General features: G+C 66.0%; 23 protein-coding genes and 1 pseudogene. 11 read left to right on the top strand and 13 right to left on the bottom strand.

All coding sequences use genetic code 11. The features are described 5' to 3' along the window. Positions 1 to 29 precede the first annotated feature (29 nt). From thrC to SB771_RS09560, 3 genes are read right to left on the bottom strand one after another with little or no spacing between them, the layout of a single operon-like run. Positions 30 to 1481 carry a threonine synthase gene (gene thrC, locus SB771_RS09570; protein ID WP_175660635.1) on the bottom strand — a complete coding sequence of 484 codons (1452 nt, stop codon included), beginning with the start codon at positions 1479 to 1481 and terminating at the stop codon, positions 30 to 32. Positions 1482 to 1495: 14 nt separating this feature from the next. After that, positions 1496 to 2824, bottom strand: coding sequence for a homoserine dehydrogenase (locus SB771_RS09565; protein ID WP_011657053.1), 1329 nt, complete (start codon positions 2822 to 2824; stop codon positions 1496 to 1498). Between the two features lie 56 nt (positions 2825 to 2880). Continuing rightward, entirely contained in the window at positions 2881 to 4119 is a 1239-nt protein-coding gene (locus tag SB771_RS09560; protein WP_006754745.1) for a pyridoxal phosphate-dependent aminotransferase, read from the bottom strand. A 316-nt stretch (positions 4120 to 4435) separates the two neighbouring features. On the opposite strand from SB771_RS09560, the gene SB771_RS09555 reads away from it, so the two are divergent. The 9 genes from SB771_RS09555 to SB771_RS09515 all read left to right on the top strand — a co-directional run bounded on the left by SB771_RS09555 (position 4436) and on the right by SB771_RS09515 (position 12807). Then, the gene (locus SB771_RS09555) at positions 4436 to 4810 is read left to right on the top strand and encodes an Mth938-like domain-containing protein (protein WP_041489817.1); all 375 of its coding nucleotides are present in this window, start codon (positions 4436 to 4438) and stop codon (positions 4808 to 4810) included. A 135-nt stretch (positions 4811 to 4945) separates the two neighbouring features. After that, positions 4946 to 6622 (top strand): glycosyltransferase family 39 protein, encoded by a 1677-nt coding sequence (locus SB771_RS09550; protein WP_175660634.1) that lies wholly within the window; start codon positions 4946 to 4948, stop codon positions 6620 to 6622. 13 nt (positions 6623 to 6635) lie between these two features. Beyond that, entirely contained in the window at positions 6636 to 7007 is a 372-nt protein-coding gene (locus SB771_RS09545) for an SMR family transporter (RefSeq protein ID WP_175655613.1), read from the top strand. Between the two features lie 149 nt (positions 7008 to 7156). Beyond that, positions 7157 to 8308 (top strand): DegT/DnrJ/EryC1/StrS family aminotransferase, encoded by a 1152-nt coding sequence (locus tag SB771_RS09540; protein ID WP_175660633.1) that lies wholly within the window; start codon positions 7157 to 7159, stop codon positions 8306 to 8308. A 6-nt stretch (positions 8309 to 8314) separates the two neighbouring features. Continuing rightward, positions 8315 to 9334, top strand: a complete 1020-nt coding sequence (locus tag SB771_RS09535) for a glycosyltransferase (RefSeq protein ID WP_175660632.1) — start codon at positions 8315 to 8317, stop codon at positions 9332 to 9334. Next, positions 9331 to 10278: a formyltransferase gene (locus tag SB771_RS09530; RefSeq protein WP_126228006.1), complete on the top strand. Its 948-nt coding sequence runs from the start codon at positions 9331 to 9333 to the stop codon at positions 10276 to 10278. The genes SB771_RS09535 and SB771_RS09530 overlap by 4 nt, the downstream gene beginning before the upstream one ends. Further along, positions 10275 to 11327 carry a bifunctional UDP-4-keto-pentose/UDP-xylose synthase gene (locus SB771_RS09525; protein ID WP_011657061.1) on the top strand — a complete coding sequence of 351 codons (1053 nt, stop codon included), beginning with the start codon at positions 10275 to 10277 and terminating at the stop codon, positions 11325 to 11327. Before SB771_RS09530 ends, SB771_RS09525 begins: the two co-directional genes overlap by 4 nt. Before the next feature lie 13 nt (positions 11328 to 11340). Beyond that, positions 11341 to 12237: a polysaccharide deacetylase family protein gene (locus tag SB771_RS09520; RefSeq protein ID WP_011657062.1), complete on the top strand. Its 897-nt coding sequence runs from the start codon at positions 11341 to 11343 to the stop codon at positions 12235 to 12237. Positions 12238 to 12345: 108 nt separating this feature from the next. Then, a complete protein-coding gene (locus SB771_RS09515) occupies positions 12346 to 12807 on the top strand; it encodes a peroxiredoxin (protein WP_011657063.1) in 462 nt (153 codons plus the stop codon). A gap of 192 nt (positions 12808 to 12999) precedes the next feature. Here SB771_RS09515 and SB771_RS09510 read toward each other — a convergent pair. Beyond that, a pseudogene (locus SB771_RS09510) lies at positions 13000 to 13244 on the bottom strand (hypothetical protein); the annotation flags it as partial. Between SB771_RS09510 and SB771_RS09505 the strand changes: the two are divergent. Together SB771_RS09505 and SB771_RS09500 are read left to right on the top strand one after the other, a co-directional pair. Beyond that, complete coding sequence (locus SB771_RS09505) at positions 13140 to 14960, top strand: PhoH family protein (RefSeq protein ID WP_012364032.1); 1821 nt, start codon at positions 13140 to 13142, stop codon at positions 14958 to 14960. The pseudogene SB771_RS09510 and the gene SB771_RS09505 overlap by 105 nt on opposite strands. Positions 14961 to 15199: 239 nt before the next feature. Then, positions 15200 to 16264, top strand: a complete 1065-nt coding sequence (locus SB771_RS09500; protein WP_175660631.1) for a C40 family peptidase — start codon at positions 15200 to 15202, stop codon at positions 16262 to 16264. Between the two features lie 117 nt (positions 16265 to 16381). Here the strand turns inward: SB771_RS09500 and SB771_RS09495 are convergent, their stop codons facing one another. From SB771_RS09495 to SB771_RS09455, 9 genes are all read right to left on the bottom strand, one after another. Next, positions 16382 to 17392, bottom strand: a complete 1011-nt coding sequence (locus tag SB771_RS09495) for an inorganic phosphate transporter (protein ID WP_011657066.1) — start codon at positions 17390 to 17392, stop codon at positions 16382 to 16384. Between the two features lie 10 nt (positions 17393 to 17402). After that, complete coding sequence (locus tag SB771_RS09490) at positions 17403 to 18029, bottom strand: DUF47 domain-containing protein (protein WP_006755440.1); 627 nt, start codon at positions 18027 to 18029, stop codon at positions 17403 to 17405. A gap of 138 nt (positions 18030 to 18167) precedes the next feature. Then, entirely contained in the window at positions 18168 to 19550 is a 1383-nt protein-coding gene (locus tag SB771_RS09485; RefSeq protein WP_006755439.1) for a replicative DNA helicase, read from the bottom strand. 143 nt (positions 19551 to 19693) lie between these two features. Further along, on the bottom strand, positions 19694 to 20146 hold the full coding sequence (gene rplI, locus SB771_RS09480; protein WP_006755438.1) for a 50S ribosomal protein L9: 453 nt from the start codon (positions 20144 to 20146) through the stop codon (positions 19694 to 19696). 27 nt (positions 20147 to 20173) lie between these two features. After that, a complete protein-coding gene (gene rpsR / locus SB771_RS09475; protein ID WP_011657068.1) occupies positions 20174 to 20449 on the bottom strand; it encodes a 30S ribosomal protein S18 in 276 nt (91 codons plus the stop codon). Between the two features lie 4 nt (positions 20450 to 20453). Beyond that, entirely contained in the window at positions 20454 to 20753 is a 300-nt protein-coding gene (gene priB / locus SB771_RS09470) for a primosomal replication protein N (RefSeq protein ID WP_011657069.1), read from the bottom strand. Positions 20754 to 20793: 40 nt separating this feature from the next. Next, positions 20794 to 21168 carry a 30S ribosomal protein S6 gene (rpsF, locus tag SB771_RS09465; protein ID WP_006755436.1) on the bottom strand — a complete coding sequence of 125 codons (375 nt, stop codon included), beginning with the start codon at positions 21166 to 21168 and terminating at the stop codon, positions 20794 to 20796. A gap of 241 nt (positions 21169 to 21409) precedes the next feature. Further along, positions 21410 to 22309, bottom strand: a complete 900-nt coding sequence (locus SB771_RS09460) for a zf-HC2 domain-containing protein (RefSeq protein ID WP_175660630.1) — start codon at positions 22307 to 22309, stop codon at positions 21410 to 21412. Continuing rightward, positions 22299 to 22940, bottom strand: coding sequence for an RNA polymerase sigma factor (locus SB771_RS09455; protein WP_011657071.1), 642 nt, complete (start codon positions 22938 to 22940; stop codon positions 22299 to 22301). Before SB771_RS09455 ends, SB771_RS09460 begins: the two co-directional genes overlap by 11 nt. Positions 22941 to 23035 lie beyond the last annotated feature (95 nt).

The raw sequence follows: 23035 nt of genomic DNA, 5'->3' as shown, positions 1-23035 counted from the left end.
CGGGGGGAGCCCGGCAGCCCGGCGCTGCGTTACGCGCCCGTGTGCGCGGCGATGAAGTCCTTCACCTGTTGCGCGTCGGCCTTCACGACCTCGAAACGCTGCGGCAGCGCCTCGAGCCCGTCGAATGCGGCCGGCCGCTCGGCTTCGCGATCGAGCGCTTCGCGGATCGTCTCGCCGAACTTGATCGGCTGGGCCGTCTCGAGCACGACCATCGGCACGCCCGCGTCGAGATGCTCGCGCGCGACCTTCACGCCGTCGGCCGTATGCGTGTCGATCATCGTGTCGTAGCGCGAGAACACGTCGCGGATCGTCGCGATGCGGTCCGTGTGGCTGCTGCTGCCCGACACGAAGCCGAATTCGGCCACGCGCGCGAAATCGCCGCTCGCCGCGAGGTCGAAACCACCCTTCTCCTCGACGTCGCGGAACAGTTGCATCACGCGCGCCGGATCGCGGCCGAGCAGGTCGAACACGAAGCGTTCGAAGTTCGACGCCTTCGAGATGTCCATGCTCGGGCTGCTCGTGTGATACGTGTTCTCCGCGCTGCGCACGCGATAGGCGCCGGTGCGGAAGAACTCGTCGAGCACGTCGTTCTCGTTGGTCGCGACCACGAGCTTCGCGATCGGCAGGCCCATCATCCGCGCGATGTGACCCGCGCAGACGTTGCCGAAGTTGCCCGACGGCACCGTGAACGACACGCGTTCTTCATTGGACTGCGTCGCCGCGAAATAGCCCTTGAAGTAGTACACGACCTGCGCGACGACGCGCGCCCAGTTGATCGAGTTGACCGTGCCGATCTTCTGCTGCGCCTTGAACGCGTGATCGTTCGACACGGCCTTCACGATGTCCTGGCAGTCGTCGAACACGCCTTCGACCGCGAGGTTGAAGATGTTCGGATCCTGCAGGCTGAACATCTGGGCCGTCTGGAACGCGCTCATCTTCTTGTGCGGCGACAGCATGAACACGCGCACGCCGGCCTTGCCGCGCATCGCGTATTCGGCCGCGCTGCCCGTGTCGCCCGACGTCGCGCCGAGAATGTTCAGCGCGTCGCCGTGCTTCGCGAGCGTGTACTCGAACAGGTTGCCGAGCAACTGCATCGCCATGTCCTTGAACGCGAGCGTCGGGCCGTTCGACAGTTCGAGCAGCGACAGCGCGGTGCCGTTCTCGGTGCCGAGCGTCTTCAGCGGGGTGATGTCGGACGCGTTCTCGCCATGGCGCGTGTTGCTGTACACGGCGGCCGTATACGTGCGGCGCGTGATCGCGCGCAGGTCGTCGGCCGGCACGTCGTCGCAGAACTTCGACAGGATCTCGAACGCGAGATCCGCGTACGGCAGCGCGCGCCAGCGCGCGAGTTCGTCGGCCGACACCTTCGGATACTCGGCCGGCAGATACAGCCCGCCGTCCTTCGCGAGACCGCCGAGCAGGATGTCGGAGAACGTGTGGCGCTCGCCGATGCCGGCGCCGCGCGTGGAGATGTAGTTCATGTCGTTCCTGGTCCTCAGTTCAGCGCTTCCATGCGCAGCTTCGTCACCTTCGAGACCACCGTCGCGAGGCTTTCGATCTGCGCGATCGCCTTGTTGACGTGCTTCTCGAGCGTCTCGTGCGTGATCAGGACGATGTCGGTTTCGCCGTTCGCGTCGTCGACCTGCTCCGATTCCTTCTGCAGCAGCGCGTCGATCGAGATGCCCGTCTCGGCGAGCAGGCGCGTGATGTCCGCGAGCACGCCCGTCTGGTCGGCCACGCGCAGGCGCAGGTAGTAGCCGCTCGTCACTTCGTCGATCGGCAGGATCGGCGTGTTCGACAGGCGGTCCGGCTGGAACGCGAGATGCGGCACGCGATGCTCGGGGTCGGCCGTGTGCAGGCGCGTGACGTCGACGAGATCCGCGACGACCGCCGACGCGGTCGGTTCCGCGCCCGCGCCCTTGCCGTAGTACAGCGTCGTGCCGACCGCGTCGCCGTGCACGACGACCGCGTTCATCGCGCCTTCGACGTTCGCGAGCAGGCGCTTCTCGGGAATCAGCGTCGGATGCACGCGCAGCTCGATGCCGTTTTCGGCGCGGCGCGTGATGCCGAGCAGCTTGATCCGGTAGCCGAGCTCTTCCGCGTAGCGGATGTCGGTCGCGTCGAGCTTGCTGATGCCTTCGACGTACGCGCGGTCGAACTGGACCGGCACGCCGAACGCGATCGCGCTCATGATGGTCGCCTTGTGCGCGGCGTCGACGCCTTCGATGTCGAAGGTCGGATCGGCTTCCGCGTAGCCGAGCTCCTGCGCGGCCTTCAGCGCGGTCGCGAAGTCGAGCCCGCGGTCGCGCATTTCCGACAGGATGTAGTTCGTCGTGCCGTTGATGATGCCCGCGATGTACTGGATGCGGTTGGCGGTCAGGCCTTCGCGCAGCGCCTTGATGATCGGAATGCCGCCGGCGACGGCCGCCTCGAACGCGACCATCACGCCCTTCGCGCGCGCGGCTTCGAAGATCTCGGTGCCGTGCACCGCGAGCAGCGCCTTGTTCGCCGTCACGACGTGCTTGCCGTTCGCGATCGCGCGCAGCACGAGCTCGCGCGCGATGCCCGTGCCGCCGATCATCTCGGCGATGATCGCGATCGACGGATCGTCCACCACCGCGTTGAAATCATCGGTGATCTGCGCGCCGCCGGTGTCGCCGCCGAGCGCGGCCTGCGCCTTGGCCGGGTTGCGCACGGCAATGCGCGCGACCTCGATGCCGCGCCCCGCGCGGCGCTTGATTTCTTCCTGGTTGCGGTTCAGCACCGTGAAGGTGCCGCTGCCGACGGTGCCGAAGCCCAACAGGCCAACTTTGATCGGTTCCATGCTGCGTGTGGTCGATGAGTAAGAATGAATGATTGAATGCCGGGGGACCCGTCCGCTCAGACGGAATGGCGCTTGCGATAGCCGTCGAGGAAGCGCGCGATCCGGTTGATCGAATCGGTCAGGTCGTCGAGGTTCGGCAGGAACACCACGCGGAAGTGATCCGGGGCCGCCCAGTTGAAGCCCGTTCCCTGCACGAGCAGCACACGCTCCTCGAGCAACAGGTCGAGGATGAACTGCTGGTCGTTCTGGATCGGATAGAGCTTGGGATCGAGGCGCGGGAACATGTACAGCGCGGCCTGCGGCTTCACGCAGGTCACGCCGGGAATCGACGTGAGCATGTCATACGCGAGCTCGCGCTGCTTGTACAGGCGCCCGCTCGGCACGATCAGCTCGTTGATGCTCTGGTAGCCGCCGAGCGCGGTCTGGATCGCGAACTGCCCGGGCACGTTCGCGCACAGGCGCATCGACGACAGGATCCCGAGGCCTTCCAGGTAATCCTTCGCGCGCCGGCGATTGTCGCCGCCCAGGCCCGACACGGCCATCCAGCCCGCGCGGTAGCCGCACGAGCGATAGCTCTTCGACAGGCTGTTGAACGTGACGGTGATCACGTCTTCCGACAGCGAGCCGAGCGCGGTGTGCTCCAGCCCGTCGTAGACGATCTTGTCGTAGACCTCGTCGGCGAACACGATCAGCCCGTGCTCGCGCGCGATCCCGAGCAGCTCGAGCAGCAATTCGTCGGAATAAAGGGCGCCCGTCGGGTTGTTCGGGTTGATCACGACGATCGCCTTGGTGTTCGGCGTGATCTTGCGGCGGATGTCGTCCAGGTCGGGCATCCACGCGTTCTGCTCGTCGCACACGTAATGCACGGGCGTGCCGCCCGACAGGCTCACGGCGGCCGTCCACAGCGGATAGTCGGGCGCCGGCAGCAGCACCTCGTCGCCGTCGTTCAGCAGCGCCTGGGTCGCCATCACGATCAGTTCGGACGCGCCGTTGCCGATGTAGATGTCGTCGAGGCCGACGCCGACCACGCCCTTTTGCTGCGTGTAGTGCATCACGGCCTTGCGGGCCGAGAACACCCCCTTCGAATCCGAATAGCCGGACGACGCCGGCAGGTTGCGGATCATGTCCTGGATGATCTCGTCCGGCGCGTCGAACCCGAACGGCGCGAGGTTGCCGATGTTCAGCTTGATGATGCGGTGGCCTTCTTCCTCGAGGCGCTTCGCGTGCTCGAGCACCGGGCCACGGATGTCGTAGCAGACGTTGAGCAGCTTGTTCGACTTCTGAATCGGTTTCACGACGACACGGTTCCTGGGTTGGCCTTGCGGCCGGGGGACGGGATCAAAACTGGAGAGCGGACGGTCTGTGCGCGCTGTCTAGACTGGGAAAAAGCGGGCGGTCGGACGGCGCTTGTGACGACGCACGACGCAAGTGGCGCCCGGGGGCGACCAAAAAGTTATAATTTAGCGGATTTTGGCCGACTTTCGCAATGCACCATGGCCGCTGCGGGCCCGCGCCGTCAGGCGTCCCGTGTGCGCCGGCTCGCGAAACCGGCCGCCCGGGCCCGTGCGGCCCGTGCCAGACACTCCCCTACGGAAACCGCGGATTAACGATTTGAAACTGCACCAGGACACGAGCGGCGCGCTCAACACCGTCACCGGCTACGGCCCCGATTATGTCGACGTCAACCTCCAACGCCACGAAGGGAGCGTCATCGTACTGCCCGGCGCACCGGTGCGGGAATGGCCGGTGTCGTCGTTCGACGCACTCGCGCCCGAGCATTTCGCGATGCTGCTCGACCCGGCGCCCGAACTCGTGATCTTCGGCAGCGGCGCGCGGCTGCGCTTCCCGCACCCGCGGCTCGTGGCCGCGCTCACGGCCAAGCGAATCGGCGTCGAGACGATGGATTTCCAGGCCGCCTGCCGCACCTACAACATCCTGATGGCCGAGGGCCGCAAAGTCGCCGCCGCGCTCTTAATTGAACGTTAATCCCCGATGCGGTAAAACACGGGCCGGCGCACCGGGTCGATCCCCGGATCATCACCGGATCGATACCCGGCAGGCCGCCCGCCCCCGGCGCAACCCGCCGGCGGCCCATCACAACAACCAACAGGCTCAACATCCATGAACGATACGCCGTCGAGGCTACCGCTCAATCGCATCACGCTCGCCCTTCTGTTCCTCGCGCTCGCGATCGTCTGGTTCGCGCCGCTCGGGCTGCGCCACCTGATCCCGAGCGACGAAGGCCGCTACGCGGAGATGGCCCGGGAAATGTTCGTCACCGGCGACTGGATCACGCCGCGCTATAACGGCTACAAGTACTTCGAGAAGCCGCCGCTGCAGACCTGGCTGAACGCGCTGACCTTCGCCTGGTTCGGCATCGGCGAATGGCAGGCGCGCCTCTATACGGGCCTCGCCAGCTTCGCCGGCGTGCTGCTGGTCGGCTTCACCGGCGCGCGCCTGTTCAACCCGCTGTCGGGCTTCCTCGCGGCCGTCGTGCTCGCGTGCTCGCCGTACTGGAACCTGATGGGCCACTTCAACGCGCTCGACATGGGGCTCGCGTTCTGGATGGCGCTGTCGCTCTGCTCGCTGCTGCTCGCGCAGCGCCCCGGGCTGCGCGCGGGCGCGGTGCGCGGCTGGATGTGGGCGTGCTGGGCCGCGATGGCGTTCGCCGTACTGTCGAAAGGCCTCGTCGGCGTGATCCTGCCCGGCGCCGTGCTGGTGCTCTATACGCTGGTCGCCCGCGACTGGGCACTGTGGAAGCGGCTCTATCTGGTGAGCGGCCTCGTGATCTTCTTCGCGATCGTCACGCCGTGGTTCGTACTCGTCCAGCAGCGCAACCCCGAGTTCTTCAACTTCTTCTTCATCGTCCAGCAGTTCCGCCGCTACCTGACCCCGGAACAGAACCGCCCGGGCCCGCTCTACTACTTCGTGCCGGTGCTGCTGGTCGGCTTCCTGCCGTGGCTGTCGGTCGCGTGGCAGAGCATCCGTCACGCGCTGCGCATGCCGCGCCAGCCGAACGGCTTCTCCCCGATGCTCGTGCTGCTGATCTGGAGCGCGTTCATCTTCGTGTTCTTCAGCGTGTCGCATTCGAAGCTGATCTCGTATGTGCTGCCGGTCGCGCCGGCGCTCGCGCTGATGATCGGCGCGTACCTGCCGCTGCTGACCGCGGAGCGGTTCCGCCGCCACCTGCTCGGCTACCTCGTGTTCTTCGTCGTCGCGGCGTTCGGGATCATCTTCCTCGCGTACCAGGGTGATGCCCGCACGCCGAACGCGCTGTATCGCGCGTTCCAGATGTGGCTGTACGCGGGCCTCGCGGTCGCGGCCGCGCTGACGCTCGCCGCCGCGTGGCTGAACCGCCGCGTGGGCGTCGCGGCCGCGATCGCCGCGTTCGGCGCCGCGTGGCTCGCGTTCGGCACGATCGGCGGCACCGGTCACGACGAGTTCGGCCGCTACAGCTCGGGCGCGCTGCTCGCGCCCACCGTGCGCGCCGAACTGGCGACGCTGCCGCCCGACACGCCGTTCTACTCGATCGAGATGCTCGATCACACGTTCCCGTTCTATATGGGCCACACGACGATCATGGTCCAGCGCCAGGACGAGCTCGCCTTCGGCATCTCGGTCGAGCCGAACAAATGGATCCCGACCGTCGGCCAATGGATCGAACGCTGGAAACAGGAAACCCATGCGCTCGCGATCATGCCGACCGGCCAGTACGACACGCTGGTCAAGCAAGGCGTGCCGATGCGCGTGATCGCGCGCGACAACCGCCGCGTGATCGTCGAGAAACCGCAATCGTAAGGACGTCCACCGCATGAATCCCGTTTCGCTCGTCTGCATCATCACCGGCGTGATGCTCAACGCCTGTGCGCAACTTCTGCTGAAAGCCGGCGTCAACGCAGTTGGACACTTCGAATTCAGCCGCGCGAACATCATCCCGGTCGGGCTGAAGATCGCGACCCAGCTGCCGATCATCGGCGGCCTCGCCTGCTACGTGCTGAGCGTCGTCGTGTGGATTGTCGGGCTGTCGCGGGTCGACGTGTCGATCGCGTATCCGATGCTGTCGCTCGGCTACGTGGTCAACGCGTTCGCAGCGTGGTACCTGTTCGGCGAAGTGCTGTCGGTCCAGCGGCTCGTCGGGATCGGCATCATCCTGATCGGCGTGCTCGTGCTCGCGCGCAGTTGAGCGTGCCCGGCGGGCCCGGATGCACTCACGCGCATTAAGCGTCCGCCTACAAAAAATCACGGTACGAATCCGCCAACCGGTGTTTAATGCCGGTTTCGGGCCGGACCGCCCGACCCCTTTATTACACGCCATTACAGGCTAACGTGTTCATGAGCCAGACTACCGCTCCGTTTCTGCCGTTCACCCGCCCCGAGATCGATGAGGAAACCATCCAGGGCGTCGTCGAGGTGCTGCGCTCGGGCTGGATCACCACCGGCCCGCAAAGCCAGAAATTCGAAGCCGCGCTGTCCGAGTATTGCGGCGGCCGTCCGGTCCGCGCGTTCAATTCGGGCACCTGCACGCTCGAGATCGGCCTGCGCATCGCAGGCGTCGGCCCCGGCGACGAGGTGATCACGACGCCGGCCACGTGGGTGTCGACCAGCAACGTGATTCTCGAGACCGGCGCGACGCCCGTGTTCGCCGACATCGACCCGGTCACGCGCAACATCGACCTCGACAAGCTCGAGCAGGCGATCACGCCGCGCACCAAGGCGATCATCCCGGTCTACCTGGCCGGCCTGCCGGTCGACATGGACCGCCTGTACGCGATCGCGCGCGCACACAGCCTGCGCGTGATCGAGGACGCCGCGCAGGCGCTCGGCTCGACGTGGCACGGCAAGCGCATCGGCGCGTTCGGCGACATCGTGTCGTTCAGCTTCCACGCGAACAAGAACCTGACGACGATCGAAGGCGGCGCGCTGGTGCTGAACGACGAGGACGAGGCGACGCTCGCGCAGAAGTACCGGCTGCAGGGCATCACGCGCACCGGCCTGGACGGGATGGACTGCGACGTGCTCGGCGGCAAGTACAACCTGACCGACGTCGCCGCGCGCGTCGGTCTCGGCCAGCTGCCGCACCTCGAGCGCTTCACCGCGCAGCGCCGTGCGCTCGCGCGCGCGTATTTCGCCGCGCTCGGCGACGGCCCGGCCGTGAAGCTCGGCCTCGGCCTGCCCGTCGCCGATTTCGAGAACAGCAACTGGCACATGTTCCAGGTCACGCTGCCGCTCGAGCGCTTGTCGATCTCGCGCGCCGATTTCATGGCGCAGATGAAGGAACGCGGGATCGGCACGGGCGTCCACTACCCGGCCGTCCATCTTTTCACGCTGTATCGTGCGCGCGGCTTCAAGGAGGGCATGTTCCCCCACGCCGAACGATACGGCGCGTCGACCGTCACGCTGCCGCTCTTCACGCAGATGACCGAAGACGACGTGCGTCGCGTGGCCGACGCCATCAACCAGATTTGCGATCAATACGGAAAATAAGCGTACATGAATCACCTTGAAGCACGCGCCGGGCATCCGGGCGCCGCGAACCCGGAGGTATCGGTCATCATCCCCGTGTACAACGAGGAAGAGGGCCTGGCTGCGCTGTTCGCGCGGCTCTACCCGGCACTCGACGCACTCGGCACGTCGTACGAAGTGATCCTGATCAACGACGGCAGCCGCGACCGCTCGGCCGCGATGCTCGCGGACCAGTTCCACGTGCGTCCCGACACGACGCGCGTCGTGCTGCTCAACGGCAACTACGGTCAGCACATGGCGATCCTCGCCGGCTTCGCGCAGTCGCGCGGCGACATCGTCATCACGCTCGATGCCGACCTGCAGAACCCGCCGGAGGAAATCGGCAAGCTGATCGAGAAGATGCGCGCGGGCTACGACTACGTCGGCTCGATCCGCAAGCAGCGTCAGGACAGCCTGTGGCGGCGCAAGGCGTCGCAGATGATGAACCGGCTGCGCGAACGCATCACGCGGATCAAGATGACCGACCAGGGCTGCATGCTGCGCGCGTACAGCCGCCGCATCATCGACACGATCAACGTGTGCGGCGAGGTCAACACGTTCATCCCCGCGCTCGCGTACACGTTCGCGCAGAACCCGACCGAAATCGAGGTCGCGCACGAGGAGCGCTTCGCGGGCGAGTCGAAGTACTCGCTGTACAGCCTGATCCGGCTGAACTTCGACCTCGTGACGGGCTTCTCGGTCGTGCCGCTGCAGTGGCTGTCGTTCATCGGCGTGATCCTGTCGCTCGGCTCCGCCGCGCTGTTCGTGCTGCTGCTCGTGCGCCGCTTCATCGTCGGCGCGGAAGTGCAAGGCGTATTCACGCTGTTCGCGATCACGTTCTTCCTGCTCGGCGTGATCATCTTCGCGCTCGGCCTGCTCGGCGAATACGTCGGCCGCATCTACCAGCAGGTGCGTGCGCGGCCGCGCTACCTGATCCAGGCCGTGCTCGAACAGCACGACGGCATCCCGGCGGTGCCGGGCATGAACCGCTCGGAGGCCGCGCAATGAAGCCGCGCGCCGTCGTCTTCGCGTATCACAACGTCGGCGTGCGCTGCCTGCAGGTGCTGCTTGCACGCGGCGTCGACGTCGCGCTCGTCGTCACGCACGAGGACAACCCGAACGAGAACATCTGGTTCGGCAGCGTCGCATCGGTTGCCGCCGAGCACGGGATTCCCGTCGCCACGCCGGCCGACCCCGCCGACCCGGCGCTGCGCCGCGCGGTGGCCGACGCGCAGCCGGACTTCATCTTCTCGTTCTATTACCGCCACATGCTGCCGGTGGACCTGCTCGCGATCGCGCCGCGCGGCGCCTACAACATGCACGGTTCGCTGCTGCCGAAATACCGGGGTCGGGTACCGACCAACTGGGCCGTGCTGAACGGCGAAACGGAAACCGGCGCGACGCTGCACGAGATGGCCGCGAAGCCGGATGCCGGCGCGATCATCGGCCAGACCGCGGTGCCGATCCTGCCGGACGACACGGCCGCGCAGGTGTTCGACAAGGTGACGGTGGCCGCCGAGCAGACGCTCTGGCGCGTGCTGCCCGCGCTGCTCGCCGGCGAGGCGCCGCACCTGCCGAACGAGCTCGCGAACGGCAGCTACTACGGCGGCCGCAAGCCGGAAGACGGCCGCATCGACTGGTCGAAGCCGGCCGCGCAGGTCTACAACCTGGTGCGCGCGGTCGCGCCCCCGTATCCGGGCGCATTCACCGACGTCGGCGACACGCGCTTCGTGATCGCCCGCGCGCGCCTTGCGGCGCCCGGCAGCGCCGCCGCCGCGGCGGCGGCAGATTTGCCGCCCGGCCTGCACGTAAGCGATAATGCGCTATTCGGCGTCTGCGGCGACAGCCGCGCCCTATCCATTCTCGAGCTGTGGCAGCAGCGCGACGGCAGCGAAACCGTCGTGACGCCCGCGGAATTCGCGCAGTTCATTCATTCTTCCCGTCATTCATGAAAGCAAAAAAAGTCCTGATCCTGGGTGTGAACGGCTTCATCGGCCATCACCTGTCGAAGCGCATTCTTGAAACCACCGATTGGGAAGTGTTCGGCATGGACATGCAGACCGATCGGCTGGGCGACCTCGTCAACCACGAACGGATGCACTTCTTCGAAGGCGACATCACGATCAACAAGGAGTGGGTCGAGTATCACGTGAAGAAGTGCGACGTGATCCTGCCGCTCGTGGCGATCGCGACGCCCGCGACCTACGTCAAGCAGCCGCTGCGCGTGTTCGAGCTCGACTTCGAGGCGAACCTGCCGATCGTGCGTTCGGCTGTCAAGTACGGCAAGCACCTCGTGTTTCCGTCGACCTCCGAGGTCTACGGCATGTGCTCGGACGAGGAGTTCGATCCGGACGCATCGGCGCTCACCTACGGCCCGATCAACAAGCCGCGCTGGATCTACGCGTGCTCGAAGCAGCTGATGGACCGCGTGATCTGGGGCTACGGGATGGAAGGCCTGAACTTCACGCTGTTCCGCCCGTTCAACTGGATCGGCCCGGGCCTCGACTCGATCTACACGCCGAAGGAAGGCAGCTCGCGCGTCGTCACGCAGTTCCTCGGCCACATCGTGCGCGGCGAGAACATCAGCCTCGTCGACGGCGGCTCGCAGAAGCGCGCGTTCACCGACATCGACGACGGCATCAGCGCGCTGATGAAGATCATCGACAACAAGAACGGCGTCGCGTCGGGCAAGATCTACAACATCGGGAATCCGAAGAATAACTTCTCGGTTCGCGAGCTCGCGCACAAGATGCTCGAACTGGCCGCCGAATACCCGGAATACGCCGGCTCCGCGAAGCAGGTGCAACTCGTCGAAACGACGTCGGGCGCTTACTACGGCAATGGCTATCAAGACGTGCAGAACCGCGTGCCGAAGATCGACAACACGATGCAGGAACTCGCGTGGGCGCCGCAATCGACGTTCGACGACGCACTGCGCAAGATCTTCGAAGCGTATCGCGGCCATGTCGCCGACGCGCGCGCGCTGGTCGAGCAGAACTGACCGGGACGCTCGCTTGGCTCGTATCGTCCTCAAGATCGACGTCGACACGCTGCGCGGCACGCGCGAAGGCGTGCCGAACCTCGCGCGCATCTTCGACCGCTTCAGTGCGCGCGCGACCTTCCTCTTCAGCCTCGGGCCCGATCACACGGGCTGGGCGCTGCGGCGCGTGTTCCGCCCCGGCTTCCTGAAGAAGGTGTCGCGCACGTCGGTGGTCGAGCATTACGGCGTGAAGCAGCTGATGTACGGCGTGCTGCTGCCGGGCCCCGACATCGGCCGCCGTGCGATCGCCGACATGCGCGCGATCCACGAGGCCGGCTTCGAATGCGGGATCCATACGTGGGATCACGTGTACTGGCAGGACAACGTGCGCGTGCGCGATCGCGACTGGACCGCGCGTGAAATGCAGAAGAGCCACGCGCGCTTCATCGACATCTTCGGCGCACCGCCCGTCACGCACGGCGCGGCCGGCTGGCAGATGAACGACGCCGCATTCGAGCAGATCGACGCGTGGGGGATGCGCTACGCATCCGACGGCCGCGGCCATTCGCCGTACCTGCCGGTGGTCGGCGGCCGCACGCTGTCGCACGTGCAGATGCCGACCACGCTGCCGACGCTCGACGAAGTGCTCGGCATCGACGGCATCGACACGCACAACGTCGCCGCGCACATCCTGAAGTTCACGCAAGCCAATCCGCACGACCAGGTGTTCACGCTGCACGCGGAACTGGAAGGCCAGAAGCTCGCGCCGGTGTTCGAACAGCTGCTTGCCGGCTGGCGCGCGCAGGGCCATACGTTTGCGACGATGGGCGACTACCACGCGACGCTGGACCGCGACTCGCTGCCATCGTACCCTGTCACGTGGGGCGAAATCCCCGGCCGCTCCGGCGAACTGATCGTCCAGCCCGACTGAGCGTGCGTGCGCGCCGGCACCGCCCGCCCCGCCCTCGCGGCGTGCCGCAGCGCCCCCCGCCGAACCGCGCCGCCCGAGCGGCGCTTTCCATAACAACAGGAGAAACACGTGTCCGTCGAAGTTGACCGTCAAGTTCCCGATTTCACCGCACCGGCTACGGGTGGCGACATTTCGCTGTCCGGCCTGAAGGGCAAGAAGCTCGTCCTGTATTTCTATCCGAAGGACAACACGCCGGGCTGCACGACCGAAGGCCTGCAGTTCCGCGATCTCTATCCGAAGTTCAAGAAGGCTGGCGCCGAAGTCATCGGCGTGTCGCGCGATAGCCTGCGCTCGCATGACAATTTCAAGGCAAAGCTCGAGCTGCCGTTCCCGCTGATCTCCGATGCCGATGAAGCGCTGTGCGCGCTGTTCGATGTCATCAAGATGAAGAAAATGTATGGCAAGGAAGTGCGCGGAATCGAGCGCTCGACGTTCCTGATCGACGCCGACGGCGTGCTCCGCCAGGCATGGCGCGGCATCAAGGTGCCCGGCCACGTGGACGACGTGCTAAGTGCTGTACAAGCGCTTTGAGCCGCGCTATATTGGGCCGCAATGAATGCCCGTTCGCCCCATATTTCTCGTAGCTGCGCCGGTGCCCGTTGCGTTGCTTGCCGGCACCTGACGCGCATCACGACGGTATCAGCCGAGCCGCATGTCCCGGTCCACGGGGCAGCGGCTTTTTTTATGGACTGCGTGCCGGCTCTCGGTCCGGCCGTCATCTCGTCAAGGAGTTGACCGACACTTAGGCGAACCGGCTCGACGAAATTCCTGTGCGCCACCGCGCGCAAACTGCATGCGTCTACGTCACGCAGGATGCGATCAGCGGCGCACTTCATGCGACACGATTCCTCCCGAGGGACACCATGCCTTTGCCTACCCCCCCCAGCAAGCTCGGCAGCCTGCTGCCGCCCGACGAATACAAGGCGAAAGCGCGGCCCGCGAAAGCCGCGAAGAAATCCGCCGAAGGGGACGCATCCACAGCCGGTGACTACGGTCCGGCCAGCGTGGCCCAACCGATGACCGAAGCCGCGAACACGACCGCACCGCTGCGCGCCGTCGCGTCGTCGGAGCACGACACCGCAAGCACGCCCGCACGCGGCCGCAAGTCCCGGCAGACGGCCGCGTTGCTTCAGCCGATGCCGGCGCCGGCCGTGCCGGCAGCCCCCGCGGCCCCCGCCGCGCCGGTCGTTGCACGCAACGACAAGCCGGCCGCCGGCAAACCGTCCGCGGCGCCCGCGCGCGATGCCGGCGCGGCGACGAAGTCGCGCAGCCGCAAGCCGGCCGAAGCCGAACTGCAGAAGCTGTTCGTGCTCGACACCAACGTGCTGATGCACGACCCGAGCAGCCTCTTCCGCTTCGAGGAACACGACGTCTATCTGCCGATGATGACGCTCGAGGAACTCGACAATCACAAGAAGGGGATGTCCGAAGTCGCGCGCAACGCGCGCCAGGTGAGCCGCACGCTCGACTCGCTGGTCGCCGACGGCGGCCCGATCTCGGCCGGCATTCCGCTGTCGCGCCTCGGTAGCCGCGAGGCACTCGGCCGCCTGTACTTCCAGACGAAGCTCGCGGACATCGCGCCGATCGAAGGCCTGCCCGAAGGCAAGGCCGACAACCAGATCCTCGGCGTCGTGCGCGCGCTGCAGCGCGACCGGCCGGACCGCCAGGTCGTGCTGGTGTCGAAAGACATCAACATGCGGATCAAGGCGCACGCGCTCGGCCTGCCCGCTGAAGACTACTTCAACGACCAGGTCCTCGAGGACAAGGATCTCCTCTACAACGGCGTGCGCGAGCTGCCGCAGGATTTCTGGACCAAGCACGCGAAGGGCATGGAGAGCTGGCAGGACACGAAGACGGGCACCACGTACTACCGCGTGACCGGCCCGCTCGTCGCGTCGATGCTCGTCAACGAGTTCGTCTATCTCGAGCCGCAGAACGGCGAGCCGACGTTCCATGCGATCGTCCGCGAACTGAACGGCAAGACGGCGCTGCTGCAGACGCTGCGCGACTATAGCCACCACAAGAACAACGTGTGGGGCATCACCGCGCGCAACCGCGAGCAGAATTTCGCGCTGAACCTGCTGATGAACCCCGAGATCGACTTCGTCACGCTGCTTGGCCAGGCCGGCACCGGCAAGACGCTCGTCGCGCTCGCGGCCGGCCTCGCGCAGGTGCTCGACGACAAGCGCTACAACGAGATCATCGTGACGCGCGCGACCGTGCCCGTCGGCGAGGACATCGGTTTCCTGCCCGGCACCGAGGAAGAGAAGATGCAGCCGTGGATGGGTGCATTCGACGACAACCTCGAGGTGCTGCAGAAGACCGACGACGCGGCCGGCGAATGGGGCCGTGCGGCGACGCAGGAGCTGATCCGTTCGCGCCTGAAGGTGAAGAGCATGAACTTCATGCGCGGCCGCACGTTCGTCGACAAGTACCTGATCATCGACGAAGCGCAGAACCTGACGCCGAAGCAGATGAAGACGCTCGTGACGCGCGCGGGCCCCGGCACGAAGATCGTGTGCCTCGGCAACATCGCGCAGATCGACACGCCTTACCTGACCGAAGGCAGCTCGGGCCTGACCTACGTCGTCGACCGCTTCAAGGGCTGGGGCCACAGCGGCCACGTGACGCTCGCGCGCGGTGAACGCTCGCGGCTCGCCGACTACGCGTCGGACATCCTGTAACGCACGACACGCCGGCTTTCGCCGGCCGTCGACGCCACACGGCGCTCCGTTTCCGGAGCGCCGTTTTTATTTTTGGGGTCGGAAACGTTGGTCACGCTTCGTAACGCAACGACCTCACTTACGCACGAAACTTCAAGTAAATTCTCAGGAATGGTTGCCTAAGCCCCGCCGGAACGTCTACCATCGGGTCTGTCTGTTGTCATACGATTGGCGAGCGCGTCGCGCTCGTCCGCCTTCTCATGCTTCGAATCTGGGTTCCCGTCGCCGTCGTTTCACTGCTCGCGGCCTGCTCCAGCGTGCCGCCGCAGTCGGCATCGCGCACCTCCGGCATGAAGATCACGACCCCGCGCGCGTTCCCGCCGCCCGCCAATTTCCCGAAATTCGTCGATCACAGCGTCGGCCAGGAAGAAATCTCGATCCAGGCGATGAGCCTCGTCGGCGTGCCGTATCGCTGGGGCGGCAACACGCCCACGAGCGGTTTCGACTGCAGCGGGCTCGTGCGCTACGTGATCGGCCGCGCGGCCGACGTGAACCTGCCGCGCACGACCGCCGACATGAGCAGCCGCGGCGTGTCGATCGACCCCGAAGAGGTAGCGCCGGGCGACCTGATCTTCTTCAATACGACCGGACGCCCGCACTCGCACGTCGGCATCTATGTCGGCAAGCTGCGCTTCGTCAACGCGCCGTCGACCGGCGGCACCGTACGGCTCGATTACCTGACGAACCCGTACTGGGCCAAGCGCTTCGACGGCATTCGCCGTGTCGCGCCGCCGCGCGGCACACCGGCACCGTTCGATACGCCGACCTACGAGGCCCGGCGCGACGCGCCGCCGGCCGCACCGGCCGCTGTCGTGACTGCCGCCGCGCCACGCCAGCCCGCCTATACCGCTGCGCAAGCCAGCGCGGCCCCGTCTCCCGCTTCGGTCGCGCCAGCAGCGGCCGTCGTATCGACCGCTGCGGTGGCGCCGGCAGCCGCGCCTGCCGCCGATCCGTACGAACCGCCGCCGTCGCGCATGCAGGCCGCCCGGCAGCAGGCAAGCTCCACGAGCGGCGACATGAGCGCCCCGACCGTGAATGCAGCGACGGCCGTCCCGGCAGAGGTCGGCACGCAGATTCCGACGACGGCGCTGACCGCCGCCCAGGCTGCCGCGTTCGACGACGAACCGCCGCCCGCCACCGCGCCGTCGCCGCGCACCATCGAGCCCGTGCAGGTGTGGCGTGCGTCGACGCAATCCGCGCCCGTCGGCGCGCGCACCGGCACCGCGGACGATCCGATCGCCCGCTTCGCGAACGGCAGTTACTGACCCGGTCCATCCTCGGCGGCAACCGCGTCTTTCGCCGCACTTTTCCGACCACCAAAGAAAATGCGCCGCAACCTTTCGGTTGGCGGCGCATTGCGTGTCGAGGCGACAGCGTCGGAATCAGAAGATCTGGTGCCCGACCCACCATCCGCCGGCCGCGATCAGCGCGGATGCCGGAATCGTCAGCACCCATGCCCACACGATGTTGCCGGCGACGCCCCAGCGCACGGCCGACAGCTTCTGCGTCGCGCCGACACCGACGATCGCACCGGTGATCGTGTGCGTGGTCGACACCGGAATACCGAGGAACGACGCGATGAACAGCGTGATCGCCCCGCCGCTTTCGGCACAGAAACCGCCGACCGGCTTGAGCTTCGTGATCTTCTGGCCCATCGTGCGCACGATGCGCCAGCCGCCGAACAGCGTGCCGAGGCCCATCGACAGGTAGCACGCGCCGATCACCCACGCAGGCGGCGCATCGGCCGTCGCCGACGCATAGCCCGACGCGATCAGCAGCATCCAGATGATGCCGATCGTCTTCTGTGCGTCGTTGCCGCCGTGACCCAGGCTGTACAGGCCGGCCGACAGCAGCTGGAACCGCCGGAAGCGCCGATCGACCTTGCTTGGCGCGGTGCGGAAATACAGCCACGACACGCCGAGCATGAACAGCGAACCGAGAATGAAGCCGAGCAGCGGCGAAATGAAGATGAACGCGACGGTCTTCATCAGGCCGTCGATGTTCAGCGCGCTCCAGCCCGACTTCGCGAGCGCCGAGCCGACGAGGCCGCCGATCAGCGCGTGCGACGAACTCGACGGGATCCCGTAGTACCACGTGATCACGTTCCAGCCGATCGCGCCGATCAGCGCGCCGAACACGACGTAGTGGTCGACGATCTCAGGATCGATCGTGCCTTTGCCGACCGTCTGCGCCACCTTCAGGTGGAAGATGAAATACGCGATGACGTTGAACGCGGCCGCGAACACGACGGCCTGCTGGGGCTTCAGCACCCCGGTGGACACCACGGTGGCGATCGAGTTCGCCGCATCGTGGAAGCCGTTCATGAAGTCGAATACGAGCGCGACGAGCACCAGCGTCGCGACCATCCATAGGGCGAGTTGTATCGAATGCATCGTGGTCCGCTCAGGCGTTTTCCAGCACGATGCCTTCGATGATGTTCGCGACGTCCTCGCACTTGTCGGTGATCTCCTCGAGCAGCTCGTAGATCGCCTTCAGCTTGATGAGCGTCTTCACGTCGTCTTCCTCGCGGAACAGCTTCGACATCGCCGAGCGCAGCACGCGATCGGCCTCCGACTCCCAGCGGTCGATCTCTTCGCATTGCTTGAGGATCTGCGCCGACTGCTTCATGTCGGACAGCATGCCGACGGCCTGCTGCACGTGCTGGGCCGACTGCGTGACGATGTGCGCGAGCTGGCTCGCCTCGGACGTGACGGAACGCACGTCGTACAGCGACACGGCCGTCGCGACGTCTTCCATCAGGTCGAGGATGTCGTCCATCGTCGTGATCAGCTTGTGGATCTCGTCGCGATCGAGCGGCGTGATGAAGGTCTTGTGCAGCAGATCGATCGCTTCGTGCGTCAGCTTGTCAGCGGCCTTCTCGGCAATTTGCACGTTTTGCTTGTGAATCTCGGCGTCGGCGAGATTGTCGATCAGCAGTTCGAGCTCGCGGCCACCGGAAACGATGTGCTTCGCGTGCGCGTTGAAGAGTTCAAAGAACTTGCCCTCGGTGGGCATGAATCGACCGAACATGGGATTCCTGAGAGATTGTCAAACTACTGTCACGAAAACGGGCGACATTGTACCGTTTCCGGTCGGGCCGCGCCGCGCGCATATGCGCACGGCGGGATTGGATACAACGTTTGGCGATTTAGGGCTTTACATCCGGCGTCACTCGCCGTAGAAGGTCTGCGCCCCTGCAAAGTTGTCGAACTTCGTGAATTGGCCCAGGAACGTGAGCCGAACGGGGCCGATCGGACCGTTACGCTGCTTGCCGATGATGATTTCGGCCGTGCCCTTGTCGGGGCTGTCCGGGTTGTAGACTTCATCACGATAAATGAACAGGATCACGTCCGCATCCTGTTCGATTGCGCCCGATTCGCGCAAATCGGACATCACCGGACGCTTGTTCGGACGCTGTTCGAGGCCGCGGTTCAGCTGCGACAGCGCGATCACCGGCACGTCCAGCTCCTTTGCCAGACTCTTCAGCGATCGCGAGATTTCCGAGATTTCGGTTGCGCGGTTCTCGCCCTGCGACGAACCCGACATCAGCTGCAGGTAGTCGACAATGATCAGGCCGAGCTTGCCGCATTGCCGTGCGAGACGCCGTGCGCGCGAGCGCAATTCCATCGGGTTCAGGCCGCCCGTCTCGTCGATGAAGAGCTGCGCCTCGCTCATCTTCTGCACCGCGTGCGTGAGTTTCGGCCAATCTTCGTCGGTCAGGCGGCCGGTACGCATCCGGTGCTGGTCGAGCCGGCCGATCGAGCCGAGCATACGCATCACGAGCTGGGTGCCCGGCATTTCCATCGAGAACACCGCGACCGGCAGCCCATACTCCACCGCGACGTATTCGCCGATGTTCATCGAAAAGGCCGTCTTACCCATCGACGGACGCCCTGCAACGATGATCAACTCACCGCCGTGCATCCCGGACGTCATCCGGTCGAGGTCGACGAAACCCGTCGGCGTGCCCGTGACGTCGCTCGGGTTCGCGGTGTGGTACAGCGTGTCGATGCGCTCGACGACCTGCGTAAGCAGCGGGCCGATCTCGAGGAAGCCCTGGTTGCCGCGCGCGCCTTCTTCCGCGATCGAGAACACCTTCGATTCGGCTTCGTCGAGCAGCTGGCGGACTTCCTTGCCCTGCGGATTGAACGCGTCGGCCGAGATTTCGTCGGCAACCGATACGAGCCGGCGCAGCACCGCACGGTCGCGGACGATTTCCGCATAGCGGCGGATGTTGGCCGCGCTCGGCGTGTTCTGCGCGAGTGCGTTCAGGTACGCGAGGCCGCCCACGTCGTCGGCCTTGCCCGACGTGGTCAGCGCTTCGTACACGGTCACGACGTCGGCCGGGCGCGTCGATGCGATCAGCCGGCCGATGTGCTCGTAGATGATCCGGTGGTCGTAGCGATAGAAGTCGCCCTGCGACAGGAAGTCGGCAATCCGGTCCCATGCCGCGTTGTCGAGCAACAGGCCGCCGAGCACCGACTGCTCGGCTTCGACCGAGTGCGGCGGGACTTTCAGCGATTCGATTTGAGGATCTTGCGGCGCGTTCATGGGTTGGGATTATCGCGAATAACCTACGACGTTACTAGAGACGGGCGCCGACGAACAGGCAATAAAAAAGGCAGGCCCCGGTTGCCCGGGCGCCTGCCCTTGTCCGGACAGCGGAAGCCGCCCGGGAAGCTTGCGTACGACGCTTACGCGTGGTCGCCGATCACGTTGATCGTGACGTCGACGACGACGTCCGTATGCAGCGCGACCTGAACCGTGTGCTCGCCGATCATCTTCAGCGGGCCTTCCGGCATGCGAACTTGCAGCTTCTCGACTTCGTAGCCTGCCTTCTTCAGCAGTTCCGCGATGTCGCCGTTCGTGACCGAGCCGAACAGACGGCCGTCAACGCCCGACTTCTGCGTGATTTCGAACGACTGGCCGTTCAGCTTCTCGCCGACTGCCTGCGATGCTGCCAGCTTCTCGGCGGCGACCTTTTCGAGCTCAGCGCGGCGAACTTCGAATTCGGCGATCGCTTCCTTCGTTGCACGGCGAGCCTTGCGGTTCGGGATCAGGAAGTTGCGAGCGTAACCGTCCTTGACCTTGACGATGTCGCCGAGGTTACCCAGATTGGCGACTTTTTCCAACAGAATGATTTGCATTCGAATTCTCCTTATTGCGTCGCCTGATTACGCCTTGTGCTGATCGGTGTACGGCAGCAGCGCGAGGAAACGCGCACGCTTGATGGCCGTATCCAGCTGACGCTGATAGTGCGCCTTCGTACCCGTCAGACGAGCCGGCGTGATCTTGCCGTTTTCGCCGATGAAGTCCTTCAGCGTTTCCGTGTCCTTGTAGTCGATCTGGTCGACGCCGGCTGCCGTGAAACGGCAGAACTTCTTGCGCTTGAAGAGCGGGTTTTGTTGCTGACGACGCTTGTCGAATTTCTTACCAGTCGGGCGGGGCATGATTTCAGTCCTTTCCAATGTCCTGCAATGCTGTGATGTGAAACACCAAGGTTCTCGCGTTGCGGCTTTTCTTTGCCAGGAAGCCCGTGAACAGCGTTTCGACGCCCATTTCACGACTTTCCAGCCTGCCGCTCGCCTCACCGGCCGCCACCGCCTCGATCGTCATTTCGACCTGACGGGGAATGCCTGCTTCGACGACTTCCGTGCGGTGGTGCAACGTGGCGCTTGCGATCGGAACACCTGCCGGCGTATATCGCACCGGTGCGCGTTCGACGACGCTCGCCGTCAATTGCAACCTGTTCACGTGAGTAGCGCGCTCCTTGATGGCTTAATGAATGACGAACTTAAGCCTGCGCTTCGGTCGGCTGAGCAGCAGCCGCCTTCTTGGCTTCTTCGCGCTGAACTTCCTTCATCATCGGCGACGGGCCGGTCTCGGCCTTCTTCATCTTGACGATGAGGTGGCGCAGCACGGCGTCGTTGAACTTGAACGCGTGTTCGAGTTCGTCGAGCGTCGTCTGGTCGCACTCGATGTTCATGCAGACGTAGTGAGCCTTCGCGAGTTTCTCGATCATGTAGGCCAGTTGGCGACGGCCCCAGTCTTCGACACGGTGGATCTGGCCGCCGTGCGTCGTGATCGTGGTCTTGTAACGCTCGATCATCGCGGGCACTTGCTCGCTTTGATCGGGGTGCACGATGAATACGATTTCGTAATGACGCATTACACACTCCTTGTGGATTGAAGCCACCCGGGCGTCTGAACCGGTGTGGCAAGTGAGAAGCCGAAGATTCTAACCCGGATACAGGGCGCATGCAACACCGATCGACGATTCCGGACCGGATTCGGCCATGTTTTCAAAGACTTGAACCCGCGCCGACGGTCGAACGGCGGCTCGGGCACCCGCCGGGGAATCGGGGGCGGAGCATCGCGCGCGGATGACGGGCCGGCGATGCGGTCCACCGTTACTCGCCGCGCGCCCCGCCAAGGCGCGCGTCGAGCGCCGTCCTGAACGCGGCCAGCGCCGACGGCTCGGCGTCGGTCACGGCCCACCAGGTCATCCCGGCCGCCTCCCAGCGGTCGAGCGCGTAGCCCTGCGACACGGTCGCGTACGGCGCCGCCTCCCCGCCGCCGCCCGCCGGCCGCACGTACACGTCGATCACGTGCTGCCGATATCGGTACACGAGCACCGCGACGCGGCGCCGCCCGACGTAGTCGAGCCGGCCGCCCACGAGCGGGAAGCCGCTCGCCGACAGGTCCTCGACCGGCGGCGCATAGTCGAGCCGGCCGTTGAACCACGGCTTGACGGTATGCCGGTCGGTCGAGATCACGTCGATGTCGCGCGCCGACAGGCCGGCCCGCACGTGGCTCGCGACCAGCTCGTCGACCATCTGGCCGGTTGCGGCGTGACGGGCGGACAGCGCCATCCCGGCCGCCGCCGCGAGCGCGACCACCAGCGCCACGCCCCAGCCGAGCGCGGGCACCGCCGTGACGCGCGGCCCCGGCCCGGCCGAGGTCGGGCGAGCCGATACGCCGCGTCCGGCCGGCCACGAGAACCACCGGCGCCCGCCCGATCGAGGCCGCGGCCGCGGTGCCGCATCAGGCTCCGGCGCCGCCGCGGCCGGCCCGCGCTCGCGCGCGCCGCCTGCCGCCGGCAGCGCCGCGAGGATGCTCGCCCGCAGCGCCTCGGGCGCGCGGTGATAATCGGCCTGCCGCACGGCCCGCCCCAGCACGACGATCCGCTCGCGTTCGCGGCGGCACGCGTCGCACCCGTCGACATGCCGCTGGACGCGCAACGCATCGGGCGCCGACAGCTCGCGGTCGACGTCCGCGTCCAGCAAGGCTCGCGCTTCGTTACAGTCCATCGATCGCCTCCGATGCGGTTCCGCTCGCCGACGCACGCCCCGACGCGGGGCCGGACGGCGGCACCTGCGTGCCGTCCAGCAGCGCGGCAAGCCGGCGCCGGCCGCGCGAGAGCCGCGACATCACCGTGCCCACCGGCACGTCGGCGATCGCCGCGATCTCGCGGTAGCTCAAATCCTCCATCTCGCGCAGCACCAGCACCTCGCGGTATTCGGGCGGCAGCTTCGCGAGCGCCGCGTTCACGAGCCGCACATTCTCGCCGCGCAGCAGCTGCGCGAGCGGATCGCCCGGCGCCGGCTGCCAGTCGTCGGGCACCTCCGTGTCGTCGAGCGTGTCGGGCAGCGCAACCTCGTGCGCGTGGGTGCGGCGGCGCCACTCCGTGTACCAGGTGTGGCGCACGATCGTCAGCAGCCACGGCCGGGCGTTGTCGCCGCGGCACGAGTCGACGAAGCGCAGCGCGCGCATGCACGCGTCCTGGACGACGTCGTCCGCATCGCCCGGGTTGCCGCTCAGCCAGCGTGCGAGGTTGTACGCGGCGTCGAGATGCGGCAGCACGAGCGCGCGAAACCGCTCGCCGCGCGCGATCGCGTCATCCTCTGCCCGCTCGTCGACCGCCTGTCCGGCTTGCCCCACATCGCCTCCCTGGTCCCGGCGGCCGAAGCCGCGCCCGTCTTGCGTCCGTTCTCGCGTCCGATGCCCGGACAGACCGGCAGCGCGCGCACTCGATG

This window comes from Burkholderia sp. SIMBA_051, from assembly GCF_046534915.1.
Classification (GTDB): domain Bacteria; phylum Pseudomonadota; class Gammaproteobacteria; order Burkholderiales; family Burkholderiaceae; genus Burkholderia; species Burkholderia ambifaria.
Note: the sequence above shows the minus strand (reverse complement) of the source record. Positions and strands in the feature narration are given on the sequence as shown.